The sequence below is a fragment of the Ralstonia sp. ASV6 genome, assembly GCF_016429285.1.
Taxonomy (GTDB): Bacteria; Pseudomonadota; Gammaproteobacteria; order Burkholderiales; family Burkholderiaceae; genus Ralstonia; species Ralstonia flaminis.
The window spans coordinates 1-26,898 of record NZ_JAELUI010000077.1; the positions used below are offsets into that span (position 1 = coordinate 1).

Sequence of the window (26,898 nt, forward strand, 5' to 3'; positions counted from 1 at the left end):
GTGCGCAAGCTGGAAGAGGGCTTCTCCAAGATGGAGGCCGCCACCTTTGCGTACACCTCCACCGCCATGCCGATGCTGACCGGCACGCTCATCACCGCCACGGGCTTCTTGCCGGTGGGGCTGGCGCGTTCGACGGTGGGCGAGTACACGTTTGGCATTTTTGCTGTGACGGCGCTGGCGCTGGTGCTGTCGTGGTTTGCAGCCGTGGTGTTCGTGCCGTACCTCGGTTTTCTGCTCTTGCGCACCAAGTCGCATGTGGGTGACGGCGGCCACCACGAGCTGTTCGACACGCCGTTCTACAACCGCTTCCGCGGCTGGGTGAACTGGTGTGTGGAGTACCGCAAGACAGTGATTGTCATCACGCTCGTCGCGTTTGGGCTGGGTGTGTTCGGCTTCAAGTATGTGGAGAAGCAGTTCTTCCCGGATTCCAGCCGCCCTGAGTTGATGGTGGAGCTGTGGCTGCCGGAAGGCTCCAGCTTCAACCAGACCGAGGCCGAAGCCAAACGCTTTGAAACGCTGATGCGCAAGGAGCAGAACGTCGACAGCGTGACGCTGTTCATCGGCTCCGGCGCGCCGCGCTTCTATCTGCCGCTGGATCAGATCCTGCCGCAGACCAACGTGGCCCAGGCCATTGTGATGCCGACCTCGCTGGAAGCGCGTGAGGGCGTGCGGCAGCACATCATTGGGTTGCTGAAATCGCAGTTCCCGCACTTGCGCGGCCGCGTGAAGCTGCTGCCGAACGGGCCGCCGGTGCCGTATCCGGTGCAGTTCCGCGTGATGGGCCCGGACATTGGTGGCGTGCGCAAGATTGCCGACCAGGTCAAGGCGATCATGACCGCCAACCCGAATACTGTGGGCGTGAACGACAACTGGAACGAGAACGTCAAGGTGCTGCGCCTGGACATCGACCAGGACAAGGCGCGCGCGCTGGGTGTGTCGACGGGCTCGATCTCGCAGGTCACGCAGACGGTGATGTCTGGCGCGCCGATCGCCCAGTACCGCGACGGCGACAAGCTGCTCGACATCGTTATGCGTCCGCAGGAAGACGAGCGCAATACGCTCGATGCCTTGCAGCGCGTGCAGGTGCCGACCAGCAGCGGCCGCACAGTACCGCTCACGCAGGTGGCGCGTGTGGGCTTTGCGTGGGAGCCGGGTGTGATCTGGCGCGAGAACCGCGACTACGGCATCACCGTGCAGTCCGACGTGGTGGACGGCGTGCAGGGCCCGACGGTCACGGCGCAGATCAACCCGCTGCTCGACAAGATCCGCGCGGATCTGCCGCCTGATTACCAGATCAAGATTGCCGGCGCGGAAGAGGAGAGCGCCAACGCAGGTGCATCGATTGCCGCGCAGATGCCGCTGTGCATCTTCATCATCTTCCTGCTGCTGATGCTCCAGCTGCACAGCTTCTCGCGCTCGGTGATGGTGTTCCTGACTGGCCCGTTGGGCTTGATTGGCGCGGCGGCAACGTTGTTGCTGCTGCGCGCGCCGATGGGCTTCGTGGCGCAGCTCGGCATCACCGCACTGATCGGGATGATCATCCGCAACTCGGTCATTCTGGTGGACCAGATCGAGCAGGATGTGGCGGCCGGCGTGCCCACCTGGACGGCCATCGTCGAGGCGGCTGTGCGGCGTTTCCGCCCGATCATTCTGACGGCTGCCGCAGCAGTTCTGGCGATGATCCCGCTCTCGCGCAGCGTGTTCTGGGGGCCGATGGCCGCGGCCATCATGGGTGGCCTGATCATTGCCACGGTGCTGACACTGCTGTTCCTGCCGGCGCTGTATGCGGCGTGGTTCCGGGTCAAGCGGCCCGAAGCTGACGCTCCCGCGCCGGCAGCCTGACGTTCTCATGCATTCGAAAATGCCGCCTCGGCCAAGCATGTCGGGGCGGGGATGGAAACCTACGAACGACTGCGATATAATCGCGGGCTTCCTTTCCGGCGCTCCCTCAACGGGCGCCGCGATCCATCCGGCGAGGGTGGCGAAATTGGTAGACGCACCAGGTTTAGGTCCTGACGCCAGCAATGGTGTAGGGGTTCGAGTCCCCTCCCTCGCACCAGCATTCCCTTTTTAATCGGGCCATTAAGTTCTCCGTTCGGCAGGAATCGGTGGACTTTTGCCGGTTGTGGTCCCCATTTGCCTGAGTTCACATCGGTTCTACGTGCGAATGTTCTGTCGCGCGATTTCGCGTTTGGCCAAGGTGTCGATGTGCCGCCGATAGATCGGCCTCACCATCGCAAGGAACGCCTGCTGGCGAGCCTTTGCGGCGACTCACGTTTGCCAAACCTCCGGTAATCCAGGCCGGCGCTTGCGATCAACGCGATGTTTGGTCAGCGGGCGGGGCGGCTCAGATTCAGCCTGTGGGCTGACATTTTGCCTTCTGACTCTTATATAAGATATAAGACATTTGACCTCGCCGAGTGTTGCGATTAGAATCGCGCCGAAGCGGCGCCCGGGGTAGCACTCGGAGTGCCGGAACAACCGTCCTCTGAAACGCAATCCCAGCAGGTCTCCCCATGCTTGAAAACTTTCGCGCTCACGTGGCCGCCCGCGCCGCACTCGGTATTCCTCCCCTGCCGCTGACGGCCCAGCAGACCGCCGAACTGGTCGAACTGCTGACGAACCCGCCCGCAGGCGAAGAGCAGACGCTGCTCGACCTGATTACCCACCGCGTTCCCGCCGGCGTGGACGAAGCCGCCCGCGTGAAGGCCGGTTTCCTGGCCGCCGTGGCCAAGGGCGAGACCGCCTGCCCGCTGATCTCGCGCGAACGCGCCACCGAACTGCTCGGCACGATGCTGGGCGGCTACAACATCCAGCCGCTGATCGAGCTGCTGTCCGATGAGGCCGTCGCTGCCGTGGCTGCCGACGCACTGAAGAAAACCCTGCTGATGTTCGACCAGTTCCATGACGTCAAGGAACTTGCCGACAAGGGCAACGCCCACGCGCGTGCCGTGCTGCAAAGCTGGGCCGACGCCGAATGGTTCACGAGCCGTCCGGAAGTGCCGCAAAGCCTGACTATCACCGTCTTCAAGGTGACGGGCGAAACCAACACCGACGACCTGTCGCCGGCCCCGGACGCCACCACCCGCCCGGACATCCCGATGCACGCGCTGGCGATGCTGAAGAACGCACGCCCCGGCATCACGCCGGAAGAAGACGGCAAGCGCGGCCCGGTCAAGTTCATTGAATCGCTGAAGGAAAAGGGTCACCTGGTTGCGTACGTGGGCGACGTGGTCGGCACCGGCTCCTCGCGCAAGTCGGCCACCAACTCAGTGCTGTGGTTCACGGGCGAAGACATCCCGTTTGTGCCGAACAAGCGCTTCGGCGGCGTGTGCCTGGGCGGCAAGATCGCCCCGATCTTCTACAACACGATGGAAGATGCCGGTGCGCTGCCGATCGAACTCGACGTGTCGCAGATGAACATGGGCGACGTGGTTGAACTGCGCCCGTACGAAGGCAAGGCGCTGAAGGACGGCAAGGTCATCGCCGAATTCCAGGTCAAGTCCGACGTGCTGTTCGACGAAGTGCGCGCCGGTGGCCGTATTCCGCTGATCATTGGCCGTGGCCTGACGGCCAAGGCACGTGAGGCCCTGGGCCTTGCCCCGTCGACGCTGTTCCGCCTGCCGCATCAGCCGGCCAACAGCGGCAAGGGCTTCTCGCTGGCGCAGAAGATGGTCGGCCGCGCATGCGGTCTGCCGGAAGGTCAGGGCGTGCGCCCGGGCTCGTACTGCGAACCGAAGATGACGTCGGTCGGCTCGCAGGACACCACGGGCCCGATGACCCGCGACGAACTGAAGGATCTGGCTTGCCTCGGCTTCTCGGCCGACCTCGTGATGCAGTCGTTCTGCCACACGGCCGCGTATCCGAAGCCGGTGGACGTGAAGACGCACCAGACCCTGCCGAACTTCATCAGCAACCGTGGCGGCATCGCGCTGCGCCCGGGCGACGGCGTGATCCACTCGTGGCTGAACCGCATGCTGCTGCCCGACACCGTCGGCACCGGCGGCGATTCGCACACGCGCTTCCCGATCGGCATCAGCTTCCCGGCAGGCTCGGGTCTGGTCGCCTTCGCGGCCGCAACCGGCACAATGCCGCTGGACATGCCGGAGTCGGTGCTGGTCCGCTTCAAGGGCAAGATGCAGCCGGGCGTCACGCTGCGTGACCTCGTCAACGCGATTCCGCTGTACGCCATCAAGCAGGGCATGCTGACGGTTGCCAAGCAAGGCAAGAAGAACATCTTCTCCGGCCGCATTCTCGAAATCGAAGGCCTGCCTGATCTGAAGGTCGAGCAAGCGTTTGAGCTGTCGGATGCGTCTGCTGAGCGTTCGGCCGCCGGTTGCACGGTGCACCTGAACAAGGAACCGATCATCGAATACCTGAACAGCAACATCACGCTGCTCAAGTGGATGATCGCGCAGGGCTACCAAGACGCGCGCAGCCTGCAGCGCCGTATCAAGGCGATGGAAGCGTGGCTGGCTGATCAGCAGCTGCTGCAACCGGATGCCGACGCCGAATACGCCGCCGTCATCGAGATCGACCTGGCCGACATCCACGAGCCGATCGTGGCCTGCCCGAACGACCCGGACGACGTGAAGACCCTTTCCGATGTCGCGGGCGCTACGATCGACGAAGTGTTCATCGGCTCGTGCATGACCAACATCGGCCACTTCCGTGCCGCGTCGAAGCTGCTGGAAGGCAAGCGCGACATCCCGGTCAAGCTGTGGGTCGCGCCGCCGACCAAGATGGATCAGAAGCAGCTGACCGAGGAAGGCCACTACGGCGTGTTCGGCACGGCTGGTGCGCGTACCGAAATGCCGGGCTGCTCGCTGTGCATGGGTAACCAGGCACAGGTGCGCGAAGGCGCGACGGTCATGTCGACGTCGACGCGTAACTTCCCGAACCGCCTGGGCAAGAACACGAACGTGTATCTGGGCTCGGCGGAACTGGCGGCGATCTGCTCGCGTCTGGGCAAGATTCCGACCAAGGAAGAGTACATGGCCGACATGGGCGTGCTCAACGCGAACGGCGACAAGATCTACAAGTACATGAACTTCGACCAGATCGAAGACTTCAAGGAAGTCGCCGACACTGTGCAGATGTAATCGGGTTGTCGGACGACGGCGGGTTGTTTTCGCCGTCGTGACATGAAAAACGCCGCAGGCTAAATGTCTGCGGCGTTTTTTTATCAATCCTGCGCACCAATCTCTTGGCGGCGGGCGCTCAGCCGAGCGAGGCCTCCCTTTGCAGAAGCACTCACGCGTCGGGCGTCCCCAGCGCCTGGTTGATCCGCAGGGCAATCAACGTACCTGCCACGCCTGACAGCAGATACAGGCTGACTGCTGCGAGCCCGAACAGCGACGACAGCCCCAACGCCACCAGCGGCGCAAATGCTGCGCCAAACAGCCAGCCGAAGTCCGTGGTCAGTGCGGCACCGGTATAGCGGAACCTGCGCTCGAAGTTCGACGTCACCACACCGGCCGCCTGGCCGTACGACAACCCCAGTAGACCAAAGCCCACCAGGATGAAGGTGTCTTGCCCCGCGACACCGCCGTCGAGCAGCCACGGCGTGGCCAGGCTGAAGACGCCGATCAGTACGGCCATGACCGCCAAGGTGGTACGCCGACCGATGCGGTCTGCAATCAAGCCGGAAATCAGCGTGCCGATGAGCGCAATGACAGCGCCGACGATCTGCACGGCCAGCACGGCGGACACGCTCTGTGTCTTGCGCAGGACCACCCAAGACAGCGGGAATACCGTGACAAGGTGAAACAGGGCGTAGCTGGCCAGCGCTGCGAAGGCCCCGAGGAAGATATTGAAACCCTGCGCGTTCACCATCTGCAGGGTGCTGATCGGCTCCAGCTCGCCTTCTTCGAGCAGCTGCGTGTATTCGTGCGTCACCACCAGCCGCAGCCGTGCAAACAGCGCAACCACGTTGATGGCAAAGGCCACGTAGAACGGATAACGCCAGCCCCAATCGATGAATTCCTGGAATGTCAGGCTGGCATACAAGAACAGGAACAGCGCCCCCGCGATGATGAAGCCGGTTGGCGCGCCCAGTTGCCCCAGCATGGCGTACCAGCCGCGTTTGTTCTCGGGCGCGTTCAGCGCGAGCAGTGACGGCAGGCCATCCCATGAGCCGCCAAAGGCAATGCCCTGCATGAAGCGGAACAGTGCCAGCAGGTAGATGGCCGAGTGCCCAATCGACGCGTACGGTGGCAGGAAGGCAATGCCCACCGTAGCCGTACCCAGCAGGAACAGCGATGCCGTCAGCTTGATGCTGCGCCCCCATCTGCGCTGGATGCGCATGAACAGCGCCGTGCCGAACGGGCGCCCGATAAAGGCAAACGAGAAGATCGTGAAGCTGAACAGCAGCCCGGCCAGTTCACCGGTGAACGGAAAGTAGACCGTCGGGAAGACGAGCACTGAGGCGATGCCGTAGACGAAGAAGTCGAAGTACTCTGACGCGCGTCCGATCACCACGCCTGTGGCGATCTCGGCGGGGGCCACTTCATGATGCCCTGGCGCGGGAGGTGCAGTCGGTGACGCGCGATGTTGGTGGGTCAGACTGGCCATCGTGGAGTCTCCATCGGAGCGGGAGGGATGCCGTACAGCACTCAAAGTCCGGCAATCATCAGAATAGGCGCCTAAACTGCAACGGCAAATCGAAAGATCGTTGGGGGCCACCCAACGCGACGTTAACCAGACGCCACTTCCGAGACCATGCCACGCTTCGATGCAGCGGTGAAACTCCTCAGAGTAACGGGAAGATCGCTTTTGCGAAGTGCCGCAATCGCCTCATTGGTGATTCTCGCGGGATGTAGCAATGCGGTGCTTTTGTCGCCGGCTGGCGATATGGCGTTGCGACAGCGGGACCTGATCATCATCGCCACGTGCCTGATGCTGTTGATCATCGTGCCGGTGATCTTTCTGACGCTGCTGTTTGCATGGCGATACCGGGAGAGCGCCAAAGATGCTCCCTACAACCCGGAGTGGGACCATTCCACGGTGCTGGAACTGGCGATCTGGGCCGCGCCACTGCTGATCATCATCACGCTTGGCGCCGTCACCTGGGTCAGTACCCATCAACTCGATCCGTATCGGCCGCTGACGCGGCTTGATGAACATCGCCCGGTCGCCGCAGACGCGAAACCGCTCATCGTGGAAGTGGTGGCGCTGGACTGGAAGTGGCTGTTCCTCTATCCCGAGCAGGGCATCGCCACCGTCAATGAACTGGCCGCGCCGGTGGATCGCCCGATCGCGTTCAAGATCACGGCCACCTCGGTCATGAATGCGTTCTTCGTGCCTTCGCTTGCGGGCATGGTCTATGCCATGCCGGGCATGGAAACCAAGCTGCACGCAGTCATCAACCAGCCGGGCATCTACGACGGGTTTTCATCCAACTACAGCGGTGCGGGCTTTTCGCACATGCGATTCAAGTTCCACGGCTTGTCCAACGAGGATTTCGATCGCTGGGTCCAGCAGGTCAAAGCGTCGGGCACGCCGCTGTCGAAGGACGTCTACCAGAAGCTGGCCAAGCCCAGTGAAAGCGAGCCGGTGCAACGCTATGCCAGCGTGGCTCCGAACCTCTACGACTTGATCCTGAACCGCTGTGTGGATGGCCAGGCATGCCTGGCGGACACGATGGCGAGCAATCGCAATCGTGGCCGGTTCGACCCGACGGCGGAAATCTGTACCGCAAGCAACACGGTCGATGCCATGCCAATCTTTGCGCCGGATGTCGCGAGCAATGACAACCGACGGCTGTTGCAGTAGCGCACGACCCTGCGCCCCTTGACGTTTTTCGCCAATGTTGATCGGTCACGATTGATCAAACCAGGCCCAGGTGATAACCATGCCCGAGCGTTCCGAACTCGCTAACCTGATCTTTGGCCGCCTGTCGTGGGAGGCCATTCCGTACCACGAGCCGATCCTGCTCGCCACCTTCGCGGTCGTTGCCATTGGTGGCCTCGCAGTGGTGGGGCTGCTGACCTACTACCGCGTCTGGGGTTACCTGTGGCGCGAGTGGTTCACCAGCATCGATCACAAGAAGATCGGCATTATGTACATCGTCTTGGGCATCGTGATGCTGCTGCGTGGTTTTGCCGACGCCATCATGATGCGGATGCAGCAGGCGGTGGCGTTTGGCGACAATGCTGGCTTCCTGCCACCACATCACTACGACCAGATCTTCACCGCGCACGGTGTGATCATGATCTTCTTCGTGGCCATGCCGCTGGTGACCGGCCTGATGAATTTTGTCATGCCACTGCAGATCGGCGCGCGTGACGTGGCATTCCCATTCCTCAACAACTTCAGCTTCTGGATGACCACGGGCGGCGCCGTCCTCGTGATGATGTCGTTGTTCGTGGGCGAGTTCGCGCGCACCGGCTGGCTGGCGTATCCGCCACTGTCGGGCATTCTCGCGAGCCCTGACGTTGGGGTCGACTACTACATCTGGGCATTGCAGGTGGCCGGGGTCGGCACCGTGCTATCGGGCATCAACCTGTTGGTGACCATTGTGAAGATGCGCGCACCGGGTATGACGTTGATGCGCATGCCGATCTTCACGTGGACGGCGCTTTGCACCAACACCCTGATCGTCGCCGCCTTTCCGGTATTGACGGCCGCGCTCACGCTGTTGGCCCTGGATCGCTATGCCGGCACCAATTTCTTCACGATCGATCAGGGTGGCAGCGCGATGATGTATGTCAACCTGATCTGGATATGGGGCCACCCCGAGGTCTACATTCTGGTGCTGCCGGTGTTCGGTGTCTTCTCGGAAGTGGTGGCCACGTATTCGCGCAAGCGCCTGTTTGGCTACGCGTCGATGGTCTATGCGACGGTCGTGATTACGGTGCTGTCGTATCTGGTTTGGCTACACCACTTCTTCACGATGGGGTCGGGCGCGAGCGTCAACTCGTTCTTCGGGATCACGACGATGATCATCTCGATCCCGACCGGCGCGAAGATCTTCAACTGGCTGTTCACGATGTACCACGGCAAGATCCGCTTCGAGCCGCCGATGCTGTGGACGATCGGGTTCATGGTCACCTTCGCCATCGGTGGTATGACCGGCGTGCTGCTGGCGGTGCCGCCGGCCGACTTCTCACTGCACAACAGCCTGTTCCTGATCGCGCATTTTCACAATGTGATCATCGGGGGCGTGCTGTTTGGGCTCATGGCGGGCATCACGTACTGGTTCCCCAAGGCGTTCGGTTATCGCCTGGTGTCTTCGTGGGGCAAGGCATCGTTCTGGTTCTGGTTCATCGGCTTCTACTTTGCGTTCATGCCGCTTTACTGGTTGGGCATGCGCGGCGTGACCCGCCGCATGAGCCATTTCGATGATCCGTCTCTGCAGATATGGTTCCAGCTTGCCGCATTCGGTGCGCTGCTGATTGCCATCGGCATTGCCTGCTTCCTGATCCAGCTTGTGGTGAGCTTCCTGCGCAGGGAGGAGCTGCGCGATACGACCGGGGACCCATGGAACGGCCGTACGTTGGAGTGGTCGACCTCGTCGCCGCCGCCGCAGTACAACTTCGCGTTCACGCCGCTCGTGCACGACTCTGATGCCTGGTGGCAGATGAAGCAATACGGCTACCAGCGGCCGCAGGAAGGCTTCATCCCGATTCATATGCCGAAGAACACGGCGGCAGGCATCTTGCTGGCGGGGCTGTCCACGCTGTGCGGCTTTGCGTTGATCTGGCACATCTGGTGGTTGGCCATTGCGTCGTTCGCGGCCACGATCCTCTCGGCCATCATCCACACCTTCAACTACAAGCGCGACTACTACATCCCTGCGGAGGATGTGGTCCGGACCGAAGCATCACGCACCCAACTGATGGCAAGCCATGGCTGACACGACCGTACCCCTGCAAGCGAACGGTACTGCCGGGGCGGACACCATTCCGCCGGGTGGCTACCAGTTCCACGTCACCGGAGAGCATCACGTGCCAAACGGCACGCTGCTTGGGTTCTGGATTTACCTGATGAGCGATTGCTTGATATTCGCGTGCCTGTTTGCCGCTTATGGCGTGCTGGGCCGCGAGTACGCAGGCGGGCCTACCGGGGCGGAACTGTTCGAGCTGCCGCTGGTGGCGCTGAACACGTCCTTCCTGCTGCTGTCGTCAATTACGTATGGCTTTGCGATGCTGCAGATGCAGCAGAACAAGGTCCGGCCCATGCAGATCTGGCTGGCCATCACTTGGCTCTTCGGGGCGGCGTTCCTGGCGGTGGAACTCTACGAATTCGCGCACCTGATTCATGAGGGGGCAGGGCCGCAGCGCAGCGCATTCCTGACATCGTTCTTCTCGCTGGTCGGCACGCACGGGCTGCACGTGACGTTCGGCCTGATCTGGCTGATCGTGCTGATGCTGCAGGTGTCGCAGCACGGGCTGATCACCGCCAACAAGCGCCGGCTGATGTGCCTGTCGATGTTCTGGCACTTTCTGGACGTCGTCTGGATCGGCGTCTTTACCTTCGTCTACCTGATGGGAACGTTGCCATGAGCGCGCACGATCAAACGATGAGCGGCCACGGCGATGGCCACGGCCATCATCACGAGCACCACGAAGAAGAGATCGGGCCGCACGCCACATTGGGCGGCTACCTGACGGGTTTCGTGCTGTCCGTCTTCCTGACGGCAATTCCGTTCTGGCTGGTGATGGGCAACGTGTTCGACAAATCGTCGACCACGGCTGTTGCGATCCTGCTGATTGGCGCGGTGCAGATCGTGGTGCACATGATCTATTTCCTGCACATGAACGCCAAGTCGGAGGGCGGCTGGAACATGCTGTCGCTGATGTTCACGCTGGTGCTGGTGGTCATTACGCTCAGCGGTTCACTCTGGGTGATGTACCACCTGAACACCAACATGATGCCGCACATGCGCCCCATGCCGGGGTCGGGCAGCGCGATCTTGCCGCCGCGGAGCCAGTAGGGCGACGTGTCACGGCGTTGTCGTTGACGACGGTGGGTGCGCGAAATACTGTGTGTGCATACAGTATTTGGCGCACCCACCGGAAGACGGCATGCAGACCCCAGAGATCTTCGTCACTGATCAAGCCAGCGATCACGACATCAACGTCATCGGCAACGGCCTGAATCGCTTCAATGACGCTCATGTCGGCTATGGCGACCGGCAAGCGCTGGCCGTGTTGGTGCGCGATCCGTTGAGCTGTGAAATCCTTGGTGGCGCAAGCGGGCGAACATCGCTCGGCCTGCTGTTTCTCGACCTGTTTCATTTGCCCGAGACGTTGCGCAGCAAAGGCATTGGCACTGAGGTGCTGCGCAGGTTTGAGGAAGAAGGGCGCCGCCGCGGTTGCCGCTCTGCCGTGGTCTACACGATCAGCTTCCAGGCGCCAGCGTTCTACGAGCGCAATGGATGGGTGAGGTTTGGAGAGGTGCCATGCGACCCGCCCGGTACCAGCCGGGTGTTCCTGAGCAAGGCACTCTGATAGGACGCCTTCTCGATCGGCATTTGCCAGCGAGCCAAACTCCAGCACAATGCGCCTCGCACGTATTGTCCAAACCAGAGGGGAGTCATCCATGCACAAGGCACTTGCAGCGCTCACGCTTGCGCTGGCATCCGGCGTCATTCACGCCGCTGACATTACCGTTCGTACTGAAAACTATCCGCGGCCGCCGTATTCCGGCGCTACGTACTACATCTACGAGCGCGACGGTCAGACCATCTGCACCAAGCTCCAGGTCTGCAACAAGTACGAACAATGCGATACGAAATACGTGAAGGGCAGTTTCAAGGACGAGGAAGACGTGCAGACTGGTGACCCTTATGGCAAGACCGATGCGGTTGTGATCAGCAAGGAGAAACTTGCGAAGCACGTCTGCCTGACCAAGTTCAAGCTGACCGGCCAACCCTAAGCGATCAGGGCTTCACGTTTTCCCGCGCCGCCGTTTCGAGGTATTCGAGAAAGCGGCTTGCCACCGGCTCCGCATCGCCCGTGCGTCGCAATGACAGCACGGGCGATTCTTTTTTTCCGCCGGCCAGCGCGACAAAGCTGACCCGCACATCGCCGGCGTGCTGCAGCGTCTTGGGCACCAGCGCCACGCCCATCCCGAAGCCCACCATGGTCACCACCGTCTGCCACAACCGCGTCTCGTGGCGGATCACTGGGCTGAACCCGGCATCCACGCAGAGCGCGATGATCAGGTCGTGGTAGTGCGGCGACACCGTGCGCGGAAAGAGGATGAACGGCTCCTGCGCAAGCGCGGCCAGCTCCAGGCTCTTGCGGCGGGCCAGCGCGTGGCCGGCGGGCAGGCAGGCGACGAAGGGCTCGGAGAAGATCGGCGTGGAAACGACTTCGGCGGGGAAGGTCCCCCAGTATGCGCAGCCCAGGTCGATCTGCTGACGCTGGAGAGCCTGGACCTGCTCGCCGGTGTTCATCTCGCGCAGGATGATTTCCACCGCCGGATGATCGGCCTCGAAACGCTCGACCGCGCGCGGCAGGCCGCGATACAGCATCGAACTGACGAAGCCGACGCGCAATCGCCCGGCCAGCCCGTGCGCGGAACGCTGCGTGATGCGCTCAACCTCGGCCGCCTGCTGCAGCAGCTTGCGGGCCTCATCCAGCAGCACCTGGCCGGCGTTGGTGAGCGCCACGCTTTTGTTGGTGCGCGCGAGCAGTTGCACGCCCAACTGTTCCTCAAACTTGCGGATGTCGAAGCTCAGGGCTGGCTGCGAGATGAACAGCCGCTGTGCCGCACGCCCGAAGTGCAGTTCTTCCGCCACGGCAACGAAATAGCGCAGCTGCTTCAGATCCATGGCGGTCTCGCTCAACGATAAGGATTGTTTATCGTACAGGACAAAACCTGTATTGGACGATTATCGATGGCGTTCCTATGCTGGCCGGACAACACAGGAGACAGCGAGGCCACCCGCATGAACGACATCGCCCGCGAACCAATCATTGGTCAACCCGTTGGCCACCAGAACATCCCTGACAGCCGGGGCATCAATTTTTTCCACGTCGACCCGGATCTCGCGCACCTGCTGCGGTTATACCTGGGCGACACGCAATATCGTGCGCTGGAACCGCAGCTCAAATCGCTTGGCCAGCGCGCTTCGGACGAGCTTGACGCCTGGGCGACCAGCGCTGACCACAACCCACCGCAGTTGCGCCACCGTACACGTCGCGGTGAAGCGCTGCAGAGCATCGACAAGCACCCCGATTACGTTGCGCTGGAGCGCGTGGCGTATGCCGAACTTGGTCTCGCTTCGATGAGCCATGTCGGCGATGCGCCGCCGCCGCTGGTCAAATACGCGCTCACGTACCTGTTCGTGCAGGCCGAGTTCGGCCTCTGCTGCCCGGTCAGCATGACGGATTCGCTCACGCGCACGCTGCGCAAGTTTGGCGATCCGGCGTTGGTGGCGCGCTATCTGCCGATGCTGGCTTCGCGTGACTTTGACGTGCTGTACCAGGGCGCGATGTTCATGACCGAGCAGGCTGCCGGTTCGGATGTTGCCCGTATCGCCACGCGCGCTGCGCTGGAAACCGCACCCGACGGTACGCAAACGTGGCGCCTGTATGGCGACAAGTGGTTCTGCTCCAACGCCGATGCGGACCTCGCTATGGTGCTGGCCCGTCCGGACGGCGCGCCGTCGGGTATCAACGGCCTGGCGTTGTTCCTGCTGCCCAAGACGCTGCAGGACGGCACGCGCAACAACTACCGGATCATCCGCCTGAAGGACAAGCTCGGCACCCGCTCGATGGCCAGCGGCGAGATCACCCTCGAAGGCGCCACCGCTTACCTGATCGGCGAGATCGGCCGTGGCTTCCACCAGATGGCCGACATGATCAACATGTCGCGCCTGTCGAACGGCGTGCGCGCCGCTGGCCTGATGCGCCGCGCGGCCACAGAGGCGCTGCACATCGCGCGCAACCGCGAAGCCTTCGGCCGCAAGCTGATCGACATGCCGCTGATGCAGCGCCAGCTGTTGAAGATGCTGCTGCCGACCGAGCAAGCGCGCTCGATGTTCATGCAGATCGCGCAGTTGCTGCCGTTGGCCGATGCCGGCGACGAGCAGGCCGCCAAGTGTGTGCGCATCCTGACGCCGCTGATCAAGTTCCGCGCCTGCCGCGATGCGCGCCGTGTGACTGGCGACGCGATGGAAGTGCGCGGGGGCACCGGCTACATCGAAGAATGGAGCGATGCGCGCCTCGTGCGGGATTCGCATCTCGGCTCGATCTGGGAGGGCACGAGCAATATCGTCGCGCTCGACATCGCACGCGCTGTGAAGCGCGAAGGCGCACTGGAGCCGCTGCGTGCGTACCTGCTCGGATTGCTCGACAGCATTACGCTGCCGGCGCAGAGCGATGCGCTGCTGCGTGCCACGCTGGACCGCGTCTGCCGCACGATCGCGAAGGTGGCCGAAGCGGGCAGCGACGAGCTTGTGCGTCAGGCCGGTTCCGCGCTCTATCACATCACCACGGCGATCTTCATGGCGGTGGAGGGCGTGCGTCTGGCGCCGGAGTATCGTCGTCTGGCGCTTGCGCATCTGGTGCTGCGTCACAAGCTGCTGCCGGTTGATCCGCTGGCCTTACCTGAGAACGACGACGCACTGCTGTTTGATGCGCTCGTTCAGCAGCGCGAGGTGTCTTTTGCGCTCGCCATGCAGGCTCTGCCGGCAGGAGCCGAGCAATGAGCGCGGTCAATGGAGCACTGCACGGCCTGAAGGTCGTCGACCTGAGCCGCGTGCTTGGCGGGCCGTACTGCACGCAGGCGCTGGCCGACCACGGCGCGCAGGTCATTAAGCTAGAGCCTCCCGTCGGCGACGAGACCCGCACCTGGGGGCCGCCGTTTGATGAGAACGACACGGCGTGGTACTTCAACGGCGTCAATCGCAACAAGCTCGGCATCTCGGTCGACCTGTCGTGCGACGAAGGCCGCGCAGTGCTCTGGCAATTGCTGGAAGATGCCGACGTGCTGGTCGAGAACTTCAAGCCCGGCACGCTGGCCCGCTGGGGCATGGATTTCGAGCGCGATCTGCAGTCGCGCTTTCCACGCCTGATCCACTGTGCCGTCTCCGGCTTCGGCCCGGACGGCCCGCTGGGTGGGCTGCCCGGCTACGACGCCGCCATCCAGGCCATGGCTGGCCTGATGAGCGTCAACGGCGAGCGCGACGGCGGCCCGATGCGCGTCGGCCTGCCCATCGTCGATATGGTGACGGGGCTCAACGCGCTGGCCGGCATCCTGCTGGCGCTAGCGGAGCGCGAGAAAAGCGGGCGCGGGCAATCGATCGACATTGCGCTGTACGACTGTGGTGTGTCGCTGCTACATCCGCATCTGCCCAACTACTTCGGCTCCGGCAAGGTGCCGCAACGCAGTGGCAATGCGCACCCGAACATTACGCCGTACGACAGCTACCAGACTGGCACTACGCCGATCTTTCTGGCCGTGGGCAACGACCGCCAGTTCGCCAAGCTGTGCGCGCACATTGGCGTGCCTGAGTTGGCGGAAGACGCCCGTTTTGCTGATAACCGCAGCCGCTGTGCGCATCGCCCGGAACTCAAGCGGGCGTTGGAGGCGCAACTGGCCCGCTTTGATTGCGAGACGCTTGCGCAAGACCTGATCCATGGCGGCGTGCCGTGCGGGCCGGTGCTGAGTGTCGACGTGGTGGTGCGCCATCCGCATACGCTGCATCGGCAGATGGTGGTCGAGCTGGGTGACTACCGTGGCACGGGCTCGCCAATCAAGCTGTCGCGCACGCCGGCCACGTATCGCAACGCACCGCCTGCGCTGGGTGCCGATACCGATGCCGTGCTGGCTTCGCTCGGCATCGACATGGAAACCCGGCAGCGCCTGTTCGAGGCAGGCGTTCTGAAATGACATGAGCTGAAGCTGACGCCACACAACACGACAGACGGCCCGACAGAGGCCGCGCCAAACCGGCAGTACCACCAAGGAGACCAACATGCCTCACCAGTCCGCGCCCCAGGCTGCGAATCTGCAGCCGCGCCGTGCCGCGGTTGCCGCGTTCATCGGCACCACCATCGAGTGGTACGACTTCTACATCTACGGCCTTGCCGCCGCGCTGGTCTTCGGCAAGGTGTTCTTCTCCAAGACGCTGGACCCGGGCATCGCCACGCTGCTGTCGTTCGTCACGTTGTGGGCTGGCTTTGCCGCGCGACCCATCGGCGGCATCATCTTCGGCCACCTGGGCGACAAGATCGGTCGCAAGACCACGCTCATTATCACGCTCATCCTGATGGGGTTGGCGACGATGGGTATCGGCCTGCTGCCAAGCTATGCGCAGATCGGCATGTGGGCGCCGGTGGGGCTGGTGGTACTGCGCGTGATTCAGGGCGTGGCCGTGGGCGGCGAGTGGGGCGGTGCGGTGCTGATCGCCAGCGAGAGCGCCCCAAAGCGCAAGAGCATCCTGTACTCCGCCTTCGCGCAGCAGGGCTCACCCACGGGCAACCTGCTGGCGACGTTGGTGTTCTTTGCGCTGAGCGCGCTGCCGACACCGCAGTTCATGTTGTGGGGCTGGCGCGTGCCGTTTCTGCTGTCGGCGTTGCTGGTTGTCGTGGGCATGGTCATCCGCCTGAAGCTGGAAGAGTCCGACGACATGAAGCGTGTGCTGGCGCAGAAGAAGACCGTCAAGCTGCCGCTCAAGGATGTAGTGCGTGATCACTGGGGCTTGGTGCTGCTGGGCGCAGGCACGCTGCCACTGATCCACGTGACGTACCTGAAGAGCAATTTCGCACTGGCATGGGCCACCAAGGAACTCGGTTATGCGCAGGACACCTTCCTCGGCATCATCGCGATTGCGCTGGTGGTGCAGTTCATCACGCAGCCGCTGGGGGCGTGGCTGGTCTCGCGCATGGACATGCGCCGCGCGATCTGCCTGATGGTGTTGCCCGAGTTCCTGCTCATGCCGGTGATGTTCTTTGCCATTGAGACCAAGGTGGTCTGGATTGCGCTGGTAGGCATGTGCCTGGCGACGATTCCGCATTCGATGTTCTACGGCGCCATCGGCGGCATTCTGGCGCGCGTGTTCCCGACGCGCATCCGCTACACGGGGCTGTCGCTGGCGTATCAGCTGTGTTCGCTGGTGGTGGGCGGCGGCACGCCTGTGTTTGCACAGTGGATGCTCAACAGCACCGGCAACATCGTAGGCGTGGCAGCGTCGTCGGCGCTGTATGCGCTGGTGTCGTTGGCCTGCACGCTGGTGCTGCTCAACCGCACGGGCTATCGCGCAGACGAGCTGTCCACTGCCGAGCGTGCGGATGCGATGGACCTGGGGCAGGGGGACGCCGATGCCCCTCGCGCCCCTTCCGCGCCGGTCGGCAAGCCTGTTGCCGCGGCCTGAACGCAGGCGCTTACGCGAAACGTGCGGTGGCGCGCCTGCCGCACGTTCCCTACGATGACAAGGCAAGCCATACGCCATACGCAGACAACGGGAAGCGTGCCATGTCCATCTTTGACGAGAACGAGCATCGCGAAGCCTTCTGGGAAACCGTGCGCCAGGCCATCGAGGCGCGCGAGCAGGCCGATGAAGCGCGCCGCTCAGGCCGCATGACCGGGCTGGCGATCGGCCTGTCGCTGGCCGCTCTGGCCGTTGCTCTCATGGCGTGGCGGCATCGCGCAACCGACGATGCGGCTTAAGGGCGTCTTGCCGCCGCGCGTCCATTCTTAGCGGTCCCTTTCGAATCCCCGTTTGCGAACAGGGTTGCTCGACCCCTACAATGAGAATGATTCTCATTTGTATGGGCGCCATGTGTACGTAGTTGCGTGCGCGCGTCCGGTCCATTTCCTGGAGCCCGCATGCCGGCCGTTCAGCCCAATCCGCTGCACGACATCGACGCGCTTTACGTTTGTCACAGCGATTGGCTGTTCGCCTGGCTGCGCAGGAAGCTCGCGTGTCCGGAGGAGGCGGCAGATGTGCTGCACGACACCTTCATGCGCGTACTGGCCGTGCCGGATGCGTTGAGCGAGGTGCGCGAGCCGCGTGCTTACCTGACCACCACTGCCAAGCATCTGATGATCGACCGTGCGCGCCGGCGGCGTGTCGAGTGCGCCTGCTTGGATGAGCTGACGTTGCGATGCGAGCAGTTCGGCCATGCGCCGTCGCCAGAGCAGTGCATGGCGCAGACGCAGACGCTGCAGCACACGAGCACGGTGCTGGAAACGCTATCGCCCAGCGCGCGCGAAGCCGTTCGCTTGCGCTACATCGAAGGGCAATCGCATGCGTGCATTGCCGAGCAGCTTGGCAAATCAACACGCATGGTGCGCAAGTATCTCGTGCAGGCGGTTGAGCGTTGCTCGACGTGCGCGAGGGCCTGATCGAAAAAAAGTTTCAGATCGAGTTCCGCTTTTGCGGTGTGGATCGTCGATGGGTGTGGAAACCACACGCATCTTCCAACACACCATGCCAAAGCACATCAACACAACAACGGTTTTTCCATCTGAAACGACCTGCCGCACAACGCTGCGCCCGCTGGCGCTTGCTGCGCGGCTGACTTGCGCAATGCTGCTGGGGGCAGCGCTACCCGCGCAAGTGATGGCGCAGAGTACCACCGCAGAGGTCAATGCCACACTGCCCACCGCAACGGTAGTCGGCCGCGGCGAGACAGCGCAGAGCCCCGGCAAGGGCTTTGTCGCCAAGCAAAGCTCGGCAGGCACCAAGACCGATACGCCAATCATCGAGACACCACAGTCGATCTCTGTGATCACGCAACAGCAGCTGGAGGACCAGCGGCCACGGGGCCTGTCGGAAGCGCTCAACTACACGTCGGGCGCGTTCACGGGACTGGTCGGGGCGGCCAACCGCTATGACTATGTCGCGCTGCGCGGCTTCAACGACGCCAGCGTCAACAACGCGCTGCTCGATGGCTTGAGCCTGCAGGGGGATCAGGGCAGCTACAGCTCGTTCCAGATCGATCCGTATTTCCTGCAGCGCATTGACGTACTCAAGGGGCCGGGCTCGGTTCTGTTTGGGCGCGCTTCGCCGGGGGGCGTGGTGTCGCTCGTCAGCAAGAAGCCGCTGTTTCAGCCGTATCACGAAGTCGAGTTCACGGTGGGCAACCGCAACCGTGTTGAAGGGGCGTTCGATATCTCCGGGCCGGTGGATCAGAACGGCGTGATGGCCTTCCGCGTGACCGGCCTGGCGCGTGGCATGGATTCACAGTTCCAGCATGTGCGTGAGCAGCGCTTTGCCATCGCGCCGTCGCTGGCGATCAACTTCACGCCCAACACGCATCTGTTGCTGCAGGCCTATCTGCAGCACGATCCAGAAGGCAGCTTCAACAGTGGCGTGCCCGCAGAGGGCAGCCTGTTCCCACGTAACGGCCGGACCATCTCGCGCTACTTCTTCGACGGTGATCCGACGGTTGAAAAATTCCGTCGTACCGAACGCATGTTGGGTTACCAGTTTGAACACGCGTTCAACGACCAATGGACCGCGCGCCAGAACTTCCGCTACATATTCGGCGACGTGCGTATGCGACAGATCTACGGCTACGGCTGGGCCGATGCGGACAATCTGACGCGCTACTACGCCGGTGCCAAGGAAGCCACGCATGCCTACACCGTCGATAACCAACTCGAGGGCAAGTTCACGACCGGCCCCATCAAGCACACGATGCTGGTTGGGTTGGACTACCAGAAGCGCCACGTCGATGGTTTCTGGGAATCCGGCAGCGCAGACCCGATTAACGCGTTCAACCCGGTCTACGGCAACCCCGGATTGACCGGCGTGAGCGCTGCGCCGATCGATCGTTGGCTGGAGCAGACCGGTGTGTACCTGCAGGACCAGATCGCCATCGACCGCTGGCGCTTCACGCTGGGCGTGCGTGAAGACCACGCCAAGGCATCCAACCTATATGGCACGGGCACGCCGTCGGAGTGGAGCGGCTCGAAGTTCACCAAGCGCGTGGGCGTGGTCTACCTGTTCGACAACGGTATCGCCCCGTACTTCAGCTATGCCGATGGCTTCAACCCGAGCATCCGGACGGATCAGCGAGGCAATCTGCTGCAACCGGCCACGGCCAAACAGTTCGAGGCGGGCTTGCGTTATCAGCCCAAGGGATCGAGCACGATGCTGTCGGCCGCTGTGTTCAACCTGGAGCAGGAGAACGTTGCCAGCAAGCCGGCCAGCCAGATCTACTACGTGCCCACCGGCAAGATCCGCACGCGCGGGCTGGAGCTGGAGGCGCGCTCGCAGGTGACGGACACTGTCTCGGTGCTGGCCAACTACACCTTCACCGATATGAAGTTCGTCGAATCGGCCGAGGGCTTCGTGGGCAACACGCCGTACCAGGCGCCGCGCCATATGGCATCGGTGTGGGGGGATTGGACCTTCATGCCTGGCTACACGGCGGGTGTGGGCGTGCGCTACGTTGGCACGAGCTATGGCGACAACGCCAACAGCTTCAAGGTGCCGCCGTACACGCTGGTTGACCTGATGCTGCGCATTGATCTCGCGCGCTGGGATGCATCACTCAAAGGCGCAAAGCTGCAATTGTCGGCAAAGAATCTCTTTAATAAAGCGTATGTGGCATCTTGCATGAACAGCAACTACTGTTATTGGGGTGATGCGCGCAACGTGATGGCGACCATTTCGTATCAGTGGTAATTAAGAATTGTTCACGCAAACATCATCGTGTTTGTGTAGTATGGTGACTTAGCTTGTTGCCCGGCGGCTTTGCATTAAAGTCGTCGGGCTATTCAGAATCTGTCCTGATATCGCATCCGCGATATTCCATGATCCTTCAGCGGCCGGCACGCATCGGTCGTGATCTGCTCCCCACCTGAATTTACCCAGCCTAGGCGCGGCCTGATGCCGCCAGCCGACGGGAAGCGTATGCGCGTTCGCCCGGCTGGAGTCTTGTTGTCATCGCTTTTGTAAATCAGGAGGTTCAAACGTGATGGAATCAGAAGTTCATGACTTTATTGCCATTGGGTTAGGTCCGTTTAATTTAAGCCTGGCCTGCCTGGCTGAACCCATTGCCGATTTGAATGGGATATTTCTGGAGCGTGCGCCGGAATTCAATTGGCATCCTGGCATGCTGATTGATAACACCACATTGCAGAATCCATTCCTGGCAGATCTCGTCAGTTTGGCCGATCCAAAAAGCCGCTTCAGCTTCCTGAATTACTGCAAGCAGGAAGGCAAGATCTATTCATATTACTTCCGCGAGAACTTCTACCTGAGCCGGGCGGAGTACAACCGCTATTGCAAGTGGGTCGTCACGCAGCTCACCAGCGCGCGCTTCCACCACGACGTGCAGGCACTGGCTTACGACGCGCAGCGTGGCTGCTACGTTGTCTCGGGCTTTCGTGGTGCGGAGTGTGAACCGTTTGTGTTGCGTGCACGCAAGCTGGTGTTGGGTGTGGGGTCGTCGCCGTCGTTCCCGGCGTGCGTGCGTCGCGATGGCCACCGCTATCTGCACACCGCGGACTACATCGACGTACGCGAGTCACTGCGCGAGAAACGCTCCATCACCATCGTCGGCAGCGGGCAGAGCGCGGCGGAGGTCTATTTCGACCTGCTCAAGGAGAGCGACAAGCACGACTACCGCCTGGTCTGGATCACGCGCTCGCCGCGCTTCTTCCCGATGGAGACCACCAAGCTGACGCTGGAGATGTTCTCGCCGGACTACATCGACCACTTCTACAGCCTGCCAGACGGCCGCAAAGATGCCATCGTCCGTGCGCAGGACAGCCTGTACAAGGGCGTGAACACCAGCCTGATCAACCAGATCTATGACCTGCTGGACGACAAGCGCAAGGTGGGCGAACTGCGCACGCACCTGATCACCAACTGCGAGCTGCAGGCGTGCCGCCACGACGCTGCCACCGGCACTTACGAGATCGAGTTCCAGCAGATCGACAGCGGTGCGCGCTACGCCCATCGCACCGAAGGCTTGGTGCTCGCTACGGGTTACGAGCAGAACATCCCGGCGTTCCTTGATGGCATCCGCCACCGGCTGCGCTGGGATGCCAAGGGCCGCTACCAGCTCTCCCGCAACTACGCGGCAGACGTCAACGGCAGCGAGGTCTACGTGCAGAACGCGGGGCTGCACACGCACGGCGTGACCAATCAGGACATCGGCATGAGCTGCTATCGCAACTCGTACATCATCCGCGAACTGACCGGCGTTGAGCACTACAAGATCGAGCCGCGCGTGGCCATCCAGGATTTTGCGATTCCGGCCACGCCCGAGTTCATTCCGCTGGCTGCGGAGCGGAGCGTCATTGAACGCGTGAAGGTGCCCGTAGAGGAAGCCGTATGACGCTGCGCAACACCATCATCCTGATGACGGTGTTTGCCGTCATCAGCGATGCGATCCTGATTCCGTTCTACCCGCAGTTCTTCGCCTCGCGCTATGGGCTGGACAGCCCCGTGCACGTGGGCGCGTATGTGGCCGCCATCTCGATTGCCGTCATGTGCACGTTGCCGATCTGGGCACGTGTGGCCAGGCGCGTGGAGCCGCTGTACTTGCTGGTCTACACGCAGTTCGCAGCTGGCACCTTCAGCCTGCTCAGCGACTGGGCGCCGAACGTGGTGACGTACTGGGTGCTGTCGATGCTGATGTTCATGTGCAAGAGCAGCTACCTGCTGATGTATCCGTACATGATGCGGCTCACGCCCAAAGAGCAGCACGCTGCCACTGTCGGCACCCTCTCGGTGGTGGTGCACTTTGGCGCCATCTTCGGGGCGGTGGTGGGTGGCCTTGTGCTGCAGACGTGGGGGCCGCGCGCCAGCATCGTCGCCATGGCGGCGGGCGATTTCTTCCAGATGGGCGTGTGCATGCACCTGATCCGCAGCGGCAAGATCGTGCGCGTCAACTCGGGTGAGCATGCCGAGGTGGCCGCTGCTGAAGCTGCACGCGTGCCGAGCACCGGCTGGCGCGACCGCCTGCCGATTCTGCGTCTGGCATTGGTGATGCTGGTGTTCGACTTCAGTGCGTATCTGATCCGCCCATTTTTCTCGGTGTACTGGCAACAGGTGTCGGGGCTCGACAGCGAGTTTGTGTCGGGCATGGCGTTTGCCATTCCGGGCGTGGTCGCCATCGTGGCATTGCGATTGCATGCACGTATTCGCGCGCGCGGCGGCCAATTGCCGGACCACACAGTGGGCAACTTGCTGCTGGGCATGGTGGGGCTGTTGCTGCATGCGGCGCCGGGTGGGGAGTACAGCTCAGCGTTGATCGTGCTGGGCCGTGTGCTGTACGGCTGGGCGCTCTTCCAGATCATCGTGAAGCTGGAGGTGAACCTGTTCCGGCTGTCGACGCCGCAGCGCTATGCGCATGACTACAGCATTACCAATTTCTTCCAGAACATGGGGGTGCTGCTGTCTTCGTTTGCGGCGGGGGCGATCGTGAATCGCTACGGGCTGCATCTGCCGTTCCTGCTGGCCGCCGGGGGGTTTGTGCTGACTGCGCTGCTGGATCGGCTGATCCTGAATGTGCCCAGCGCCGGCCATGCAGATGACACGGGCAGGACAGACGCATCCGCCAACCTGGAGGCGCCGGCCCATGCCAACTGATGCCCACACCATCCACCGCCGCGCCGATGCTGCGAGCGCGCCTTACACCGATGCGCAGGGTTTCACCTTCCACCTGCTACGCATTCCGGAAGACATCCCGATGCTGCACCGCTGGTTTCAGCCGGAGCGTGCGTCGTTCTGGCTGATGCGCGACAAGACGGAAGCCGAAATCGGTCAGGTCTATCAGAACTTGATGGACTCCGGTCACGCCACGGCGTATCTGGTGTGGAAGGGCGGTCGCCCGGTCTTCCTGGCCGAGTGCTACGACCCCGCCCACGATCGCATCCGCACGTTCTACGACGTAGAGCCCGGCGACCTGGGCATGCACATCTTCATCGGGCCGTCAGATGTGCGCATTGCCGGCTACACGCGCACGGTGTTCTTCGCACTCATGCGTTTCATGTTCGAACGCCTGGGTGCGGCACGCATCGTGGTTGAGCCCGACGCCAACAACACGCGCATTCACGCCATCAACCGTGCCGCCGGTTTCGTCTACGACCGCAACGTTGCCTTTACCGAAAAAATCGCCAGCCTCGCTTTCTGTACTCAGCGGGATTTCGAGGCGGCCACCAGCACTATCGCCACTGCTTAAACCAAAGGATTTGCCATGAACGTCACGATCCACAACCAGCTCTCCCAACGCCCGGCACAGGCTGCTGCGCATCTGACGCCCGAGGTTTGGGCGCAGGCCAACCGATTGCTGTTGCGCAAGGCGATTGCCGAGTATGCGCACGAACGCATCCTGGAGCCCGAGCACCTGCATGCCACCTCTGGCGGTTTCGCGCTATACCAGGTGCTCTCTGATGACGGCAAGGTCTGCTACCAGTTTGAAGCGCAGCAACTCGCGCTGCGCCACTGGTTCATCCAACCGGAATCGATTCGCCGTCTGGTCGAGGGTGCCGAGCAATCGCTCGACGCGCTGCAATTCATCATCGAGTGCCGTCAGCGGCTTGGTATCCGTGACGAGTTGCTGCCCATCTACCTCGACGAAATCAGCAGCACGCTCTTCGGCAGCGCGTTCAAGCGGATGAAGGCCGACGCACCCAGCAGTGCGCAGTTGGCGGAGGCCACCGACTTCCAGACCATCGAAGTCGCCATGATCGAAGGTCACCCTGGCTTCGTCGCCAACAATGGGCGACTGGGCTTCACCTCCGTCGACTACCAGGCCTATGCGCCCGAAGCCGGTTCCGACATCCGCGTGATCTGGCTGGCTGTACATAAGGACCACGCCACCCCGTCAACGCTTTCTACGCTCGACTACACACAACTGCTGGTCGAAGAACTCGGCCAGGACACAGTGGACGATTTCACACGCCAGGTTGCTGCCAAGGGTGTGGATCCGGCCGACTATCACTTCATGCCCGCGCACCCGTGGCAGTGGTTCAACAAGCTGTCCATCGCGTTTGCGGGCTACGTGGCCCAGCGCAAGATCATCTGCCTGGATTACAGCGCTGATCACTACATCGCCCAGCAATCCATCCGCACGTTCTTCAACACGAGCGATCGCAGCAAGCGCTATGTGAAGACGTCGCTGTCGATCCTGAACATGGGCTTCATGCGCGGGCTGTCGCCGTACTACATGTCGGGCACGCCGGCCATCAACGAGTTCATCAAGAAGCTGGTGTCAGACGATGCCTTCCTGCGTGCAAACGGCTTCACCATCCTGCAGGAAGTGGCGGCTATCGGGTTCCGCAACTTTTACTACGAGGCGGCCATTCCGGTGGATACGCCGTACAAGAAGCAGTTCTCGGCGCTGTGGCGCGAGAACCCGCTACCGCTCCTCAAGCCGGGCGAGCGGCTGATGACGATGGCCGCGCTGCTGCACGTCGACAAGGATGGCCATGCGCTGATGCCGGAGCTGATCCGCCGCTCGGGTCTGCCTGCGCTCACGTGGGTGCGCCAGTACCTGCAGGTGTATCTCACGCCGCTGCTGCATTGCTTCTACGCCTATGAGTTGACCTTCATGCCGCACGGCGAGAACCTGATCCTCGTGATGGACAACTACCTCCCTGTGCGCGCCATCATGAAAGACATTGCCGAGGAATGCGCCATCCTCGACATCAAGGCGCGCGAGTGGCTGCCCGAGCGTGTGCAGCGCCTGGCGGTCGAGGTGCCGGACAATTTCAAGCTGCTCGGCATCTTCATCGACGTGTTCGATGGCGTGCTGCGCCACATCAACCACGTGCTGGTGGAGAACGGCTGCTGCACCGAAGACCAGTTCTGGGGCGCCGTGGCCGATTGCGTCTACGACTATCAGGACGCCCATCCGGAGCATGCCGCCAAGTACGTGCACTACGACATGTTCGTGCCCGAGTTCCTGCACTCATGCCTGAACCGCCTGCAGCTCGGCAACAACGTGCAGATGGTGAACCTGGCCGACCCCGCATCGAGCCTGAAGATCGCCGGCAACCTGGTCAACCCCATTGCCAAGTTCCGCCGTGCAGCGCAGGCCGTGCAGGCCCAAGCGGGGGATGTGGCGGATGTGGCGGAAGCCGCTGCATGACAGACGGCATGCGCGCCTTCGTTGAAAACGCCGTCGGGCCGGGCTTCGCCTTGGCGCAAGCCTGGCGCCCGCCGTCTGTCCCGAACCTGGACCTCGCTCACGCGCTGCGGCTGGCCCAACGTGTCATTCCCAGCCTGCGCGGCGAGCAGGGTGGGGTATCGCCCGCCAATGCGCTGCACCTGGGTGATGGCGCTGCCCTGCAGGGGCTGTGCGATCACTGGGCGCAGGCTTATCCGGAGGCGGGCGCGCATTACCTTGCGCTGCGTTGCTGGGGCTTGGCGATCTGGCAACCGATCTATCTGTGCGTGATTGCCGTGCATCTGGATGGATCGGCACCCAGGCTGGCGGGCCTCGCGCAGCCGGTGAAGGTAGGCTTTCCCAGTGGTTTCCACTTGCCTGTGCACGCGCCGGTTGGCGGCACATTCGCTGGACGGATGGAAGCCGCTGCCGCTGAGTTGCGGGCGTTCTGCGGCGCAATCCGCCGAGCGCTCAAAACACGGGTCGCCTTGCATCAGCGCGCCGCAGATCGGTTGCAGGCCGAGTGCGTACTCGGCGCACTGATGGCGGTGCGTCCACACACGTCATTGTCGGATGCAGACATGACTGCCATGGGAGACGCGTGGCTTGCCGCCCTTGGCATTGCCGGCGGCTGCGGCTTCTTCGCCTACCGTGCACGTGATGGCACGCCCGCACTCGCGCTTGACCGCAAGGTCTGCTGCCACCACTTCCGCCGCCGCGACGGCGAGAAATGCAGCACCTGCCCAAAGCTCTCGCTCGACGCACGCATCGCCCGCTTGCTGGCTGAGGCGTCGTAGCGCGCATTTCCCCCGATACCTGATGGGGCGGATGCCGGTTCAACGTGAACACTGAACCGCCCGCCGCACCG

At 62.5% G+C, this 26,898-nt stretch carries 21 protein-coding genes and 1 tRNA gene; 20 read left to right on the plus strand and 2 right to left on the minus strand.

What is annotated here, in order from left to right:
- The 3 genes from JHD73_RS16045 to acnB all read left to right on the plus strand — a co-directional run.
- The coding region (locus JHD73_RS16045) for an efflux RND transporter permease subunit (protein WP_199031260.1) at nucleotides 1–1,842 on the plus strand (1,842 nt) is incomplete at its 5' end.
- A gap of 130 nt (nucleotides 1,843–1,972) precedes the next feature.
- Nucleotides 1,973–2,059, plus strand: a tRNA-Leu gene (locus JHD73_RS16050).
- Nucleotides 2,060–2,516: 457 nt separating this feature from the next.
- Entirely contained in the window at nucleotides 2,517–5,102 is a 2,586-nt protein-coding gene (gene acnB, locus JHD73_RS16055) for a bifunctional aconitate hydratase 2/2-methylisocitrate dehydratase (protein WP_199031261.1), read from the plus strand.
- 151 nt (nucleotides 5,103–5,253) lie between these two features.
- Here the strand turns inward: acnB and JHD73_RS16060 are convergent, their stop codons facing one another.
- The gene (locus JHD73_RS16060) at nucleotides 5,254–6,573 is read right to left on the minus strand and encodes an MFS transporter (RefSeq protein ID WP_199031262.1); all 1,320 of its coding nucleotides are present in this window, start codon (nucleotides 6,571–6,573) and stop codon (nucleotides 5,254–5,256) included.
- 147 nt (nucleotides 6,574–6,720) lie between these two features.
- Here JHD73_RS16060 and cyoA point away from each other — a divergent pair, with 147 nt between their 5' ends.
- The 6 genes from cyoA (at nucleotide 6,721) to JHD73_RS16090 (ending at nucleotide 11,880) form a co-directional block, all read left to right on the plus strand.
- Nucleotides 6,721–7,773: a ubiquinol oxidase subunit II gene (cyoA, locus tag JHD73_RS16065; RefSeq protein ID WP_199031263.1), complete on the plus strand. Its 1,053-nt coding sequence runs from the start codon at nucleotides 6,721–6,723 to the stop codon at nucleotides 7,771–7,773.
- Nucleotides 7,774–7,852: 79 nt separating this feature from the next.
- Nucleotides 7,853–9,856, plus strand: coding sequence for a cytochrome o ubiquinol oxidase subunit I (cyoB, locus tag JHD73_RS16070; RefSeq protein ID WP_199031264.1), 2,004 nt, complete (start codon nucleotides 7,853–7,855; stop codon nucleotides 9,854–9,856).
- The gene (gene cyoC, locus JHD73_RS16075; protein WP_199031265.1) at nucleotides 9,849–10,505 is read left to right on the plus strand and encodes a cytochrome o ubiquinol oxidase subunit III; all 657 of its coding nucleotides are present in this window, start codon (nucleotides 9,849–9,851) and stop codon (nucleotides 10,503–10,505) included. Before cyoB ends, cyoC begins: the two co-directional genes overlap by 8 nt.
- Nucleotides 10,502–10,936 (plus strand): cytochrome o ubiquinol oxidase subunit IV, encoded by a 435-nt coding sequence (gene cyoD, locus JHD73_RS16080; protein WP_199031266.1) that lies wholly within the window; start codon nucleotides 10,502–10,504, stop codon nucleotides 10,934–10,936. The genes cyoC and cyoD overlap by 4 nt, the downstream gene beginning before the upstream one ends.
- A gap of 91 nt (nucleotides 10,937–11,027) precedes the next feature.
- Nucleotides 11,028–11,453 (plus strand): GNAT family N-acetyltransferase, encoded by a 426-nt coding sequence (locus JHD73_RS16085; RefSeq protein ID WP_199031267.1) that lies wholly within the window; start codon nucleotides 11,028–11,030, stop codon nucleotides 11,451–11,453.
- A gap of 91 nt (nucleotides 11,454–11,544) precedes the next feature.
- Entirely contained in the window at nucleotides 11,545–11,880 is a 336-nt protein-coding gene (locus tag JHD73_RS16090; RefSeq protein WP_199031268.1) for a hypothetical protein, read from the plus strand.
- A gap of 4 nt (nucleotides 11,881–11,884) precedes the next feature.
- Here JHD73_RS16090 and JHD73_RS16095 read toward each other — a convergent pair whose 3' ends face one another.
- The gene (locus JHD73_RS16095; RefSeq protein WP_199031269.1) at nucleotides 11,885–12,781 is read right to left on the minus strand and encodes a LysR family transcriptional regulator; all 897 of its coding nucleotides are present in this window, start codon (nucleotides 12,779–12,781) and stop codon (nucleotides 11,885–11,887) included.
- Nucleotides 12,782–12,898: 117 nt separating this feature from the next.
- On the opposite strand from JHD73_RS16095, the gene JHD73_RS16100 reads away from it, so the two are divergent.
- The 11 genes from JHD73_RS16100 to JHD73_RS16150 all read left to right on the plus strand — a co-directional run bounded on the left by JHD73_RS16100 (nucleotide 12,899) and on the right by JHD73_RS16150 (nucleotide 26,827).
- Complete coding sequence (locus JHD73_RS16100) at nucleotides 12,899–14,662, plus strand: acyl-CoA dehydrogenase family protein (protein WP_199031270.1); 1,764 nt, start codon at nucleotides 12,899–12,901, stop codon at nucleotides 14,660–14,662.
- Entirely contained in the window at nucleotides 14,659–15,846 is a 1,188-nt protein-coding gene (locus JHD73_RS16105; protein ID WP_199031271.1) for a CaiB/BaiF CoA-transferase family protein, read from the plus strand. The genes JHD73_RS16100 and JHD73_RS16105 overlap by 4 nt, the downstream gene beginning before the upstream one ends.
- A gap of 85 nt (nucleotides 15,847–15,931) precedes the next feature.
- Nucleotides 15,932–17,329, plus strand: coding sequence for an MFS transporter (locus tag JHD73_RS16110; protein ID WP_199031272.1), 1,398 nt, complete (start codon nucleotides 15,932–15,934; stop codon nucleotides 17,327–17,329).
- A gap of 101 nt (nucleotides 17,330–17,430) precedes the next feature.
- Nucleotides 17,431–17,625, plus strand: coding sequence for a hypothetical protein (locus tag JHD73_RS16115; protein ID WP_199031273.1), 195 nt, complete (start codon nucleotides 17,431–17,433; stop codon nucleotides 17,623–17,625).
- Nucleotides 17,626–17,784: 159 nt separating this feature from the next.
- Nucleotides 17,785–18,303 carry a sigma-70 family RNA polymerase sigma factor gene (locus JHD73_RS16120; protein WP_199031274.1) on the plus strand — a complete coding sequence of 173 codons (519 nt, stop codon included), beginning with the start codon at nucleotides 17,785–17,787 and terminating at the stop codon, nucleotides 18,301–18,303.
- 85 nt (nucleotides 18,304–18,388) lie between these two features.
- Nucleotides 18,389–20,593: a TonB-dependent siderophore receptor gene (locus JHD73_RS16125; protein ID WP_233177008.1), complete on the plus strand. Its 2,205-nt coding sequence runs from the start codon at nucleotides 18,389–18,391 to the stop codon at nucleotides 20,591–20,593.
- A 292-nt stretch (nucleotides 20,594–20,885) separates the two neighbouring features.
- Nucleotides 20,886–22,253 carry a lysine N(6)-hydroxylase/L-ornithine N(5)-oxygenase family protein gene (locus JHD73_RS16130; RefSeq protein WP_199031276.1) on the plus strand — a complete coding sequence of 456 codons (1,368 nt, stop codon included), beginning with the start codon at nucleotides 20,886–20,888 and terminating at the stop codon, nucleotides 22,251–22,253.
- On the plus strand, nucleotides 22,250–23,509 hold the full coding sequence (locus JHD73_RS16135) for an MFS transporter (RefSeq protein ID WP_199031277.1): 1,260 nt from the start codon (nucleotides 22,250–22,252) through the stop codon (nucleotides 23,507–23,509). The genes JHD73_RS16130 and JHD73_RS16135 overlap by 4 nt, the downstream gene beginning before the upstream one ends.
- Nucleotides 23,499–24,101 carry a GNAT family N-acetyltransferase gene (locus tag JHD73_RS16140; RefSeq protein ID WP_199031278.1) on the plus strand — a complete coding sequence of 201 codons (603 nt, stop codon included), beginning with the start codon at nucleotides 23,499–23,501 and terminating at the stop codon, nucleotides 24,099–24,101. Before JHD73_RS16135 ends, JHD73_RS16140 begins: the two co-directional genes overlap by 11 nt.
- A 15-nt stretch (nucleotides 24,102–24,116) precedes the next feature.
- Complete coding sequence (locus tag JHD73_RS16145; protein WP_199031279.1) at nucleotides 24,117–26,012, plus strand: IucA/IucC family siderophore biosynthesis protein; 1,896 nt, start codon at nucleotides 24,117–24,119, stop codon at nucleotides 26,010–26,012.
- Nucleotides 26,009–26,827 carry a siderophore ferric iron reductase gene (locus JHD73_RS16150; protein ID WP_199031280.1) on the plus strand — a complete coding sequence of 273 codons (819 nt, stop codon included), beginning with the start codon at nucleotides 26,009–26,011 and terminating at the stop codon, nucleotides 26,825–26,827. The genes JHD73_RS16145 and JHD73_RS16150 overlap by 4 nt, the downstream gene beginning before the upstream one ends.
- The last annotated feature ends 71 nt before the right edge of the window (nucleotides 26,828–26,898 follow it).

Bases quoted from the DNA above. Each gene is read 5' to 3' on its own strand.
- acnB (WP_199031261.1), top strand. From the start codon at position 2,517: ATGCTTGAAAACTTTCGCGCTCACGTGGCCGCCCGCGCCGCACTCGGT.
- JHD73_RS16060 (WP_199031262.1), bottom strand. From the start codon at position 6,573: ATGGCCAGTCTGACCCACCAACATCGCGCGTCACCGACTGCACCTCCC.
- cyoA (WP_199031263.1), top strand. From the start codon at position 6,721: ATGCCACGCTTCGATGCAGCGGTGAAACTCCTCAGAGTAACGGGAAGA.
- cyoB (WP_199031264.1), top strand. From the start codon at position 7,853: ATGCCCGAGCGTTCCGAACTCGCTAACCTGATCTTTGGCCGCCTGTCG.
- cyoC (WP_199031265.1), top strand. From the start codon at position 9,849: ATGGCTGACACGACCGTACCCCTGCAAGCGAACGGTACTGCCGGGGCG.
- cyoD (WP_199031266.1), top strand. From the start codon at position 10,502: ATGAGCGCGCACGATCAAACGATGAGCGGCCACGGCGATGGCCACGGC.
- JHD73_RS16085 (WP_199031267.1), top strand. From the start codon at position 11,028: ATGCAGACCCCAGAGATCTTCGTCACTGATCAAGCCAGCGATCACGAC.
- JHD73_RS16090 (WP_199031268.1), top strand. From the start codon at position 11,545: ATGCACAAGGCACTTGCAGCGCTCACGCTTGCGCTGGCATCCGGCGTC.
- JHD73_RS16095 (WP_199031269.1), bottom strand. From the start codon at position 12,781: ATGGATCTGAAGCAGCTGCGCTATTTCGTTGCCGTGGCGGAAGAACTG.
- JHD73_RS16100 (WP_199031270.1), top strand. From the start codon at position 12,899: ATGAACGACATCGCCCGCGAACCAATCATTGGTCAACCCGTTGGCCAC.
- JHD73_RS16105 (WP_199031271.1), top strand. From the start codon at position 14,659: ATGAGCGCGGTCAATGGAGCACTGCACGGCCTGAAGGTCGTCGACCTG.
- JHD73_RS16110 (WP_199031272.1), top strand. From the start codon at position 15,932: ATGCCTCACCAGTCCGCGCCCCAGGCTGCGAATCTGCAGCCGCGCCGT.
- JHD73_RS16115 (WP_199031273.1), top strand. From the start codon at position 17,431: ATGTCCATCTTTGACGAGAACGAGCATCGCGAAGCCTTCTGGGAAACC.
- JHD73_RS16120 (WP_199031274.1), top strand. From the start codon at position 17,785: ATGCCGGCCGTTCAGCCCAATCCGCTGCACGACATCGACGCGCTTTAC.
- JHD73_RS16125 (WP_233177008.1), top strand. From the start codon at position 18,389: ATGCCAAAGCACATCAACACAACAACGGTTTTTCCATCTGAAACGACC.
- JHD73_RS16130 (WP_199031276.1), top strand. From the start codon at position 20,886: ATGGAATCAGAAGTTCATGACTTTATTGCCATTGGGTTAGGTCCGTTT.
- JHD73_RS16135 (WP_199031277.1), top strand. From the start codon at position 22,250: ATGACGCTGCGCAACACCATCATCCTGATGACGGTGTTTGCCGTCATC.
- JHD73_RS16140 (WP_199031278.1), top strand. From the start codon at position 23,499: ATGCCAACTGATGCCCACACCATCCACCGCCGCGCCGATGCTGCGAGC.
- JHD73_RS16145 (WP_199031279.1), top strand. From the start codon at position 24,117: ATGAACGTCACGATCCACAACCAGCTCTCCCAACGCCCGGCACAGGCT.
- JHD73_RS16150 (WP_199031280.1), top strand. From the start codon at position 26,009: ATGACAGACGGCATGCGCGCCTTCGTTGAAAACGCCGTCGGGCCGGGC.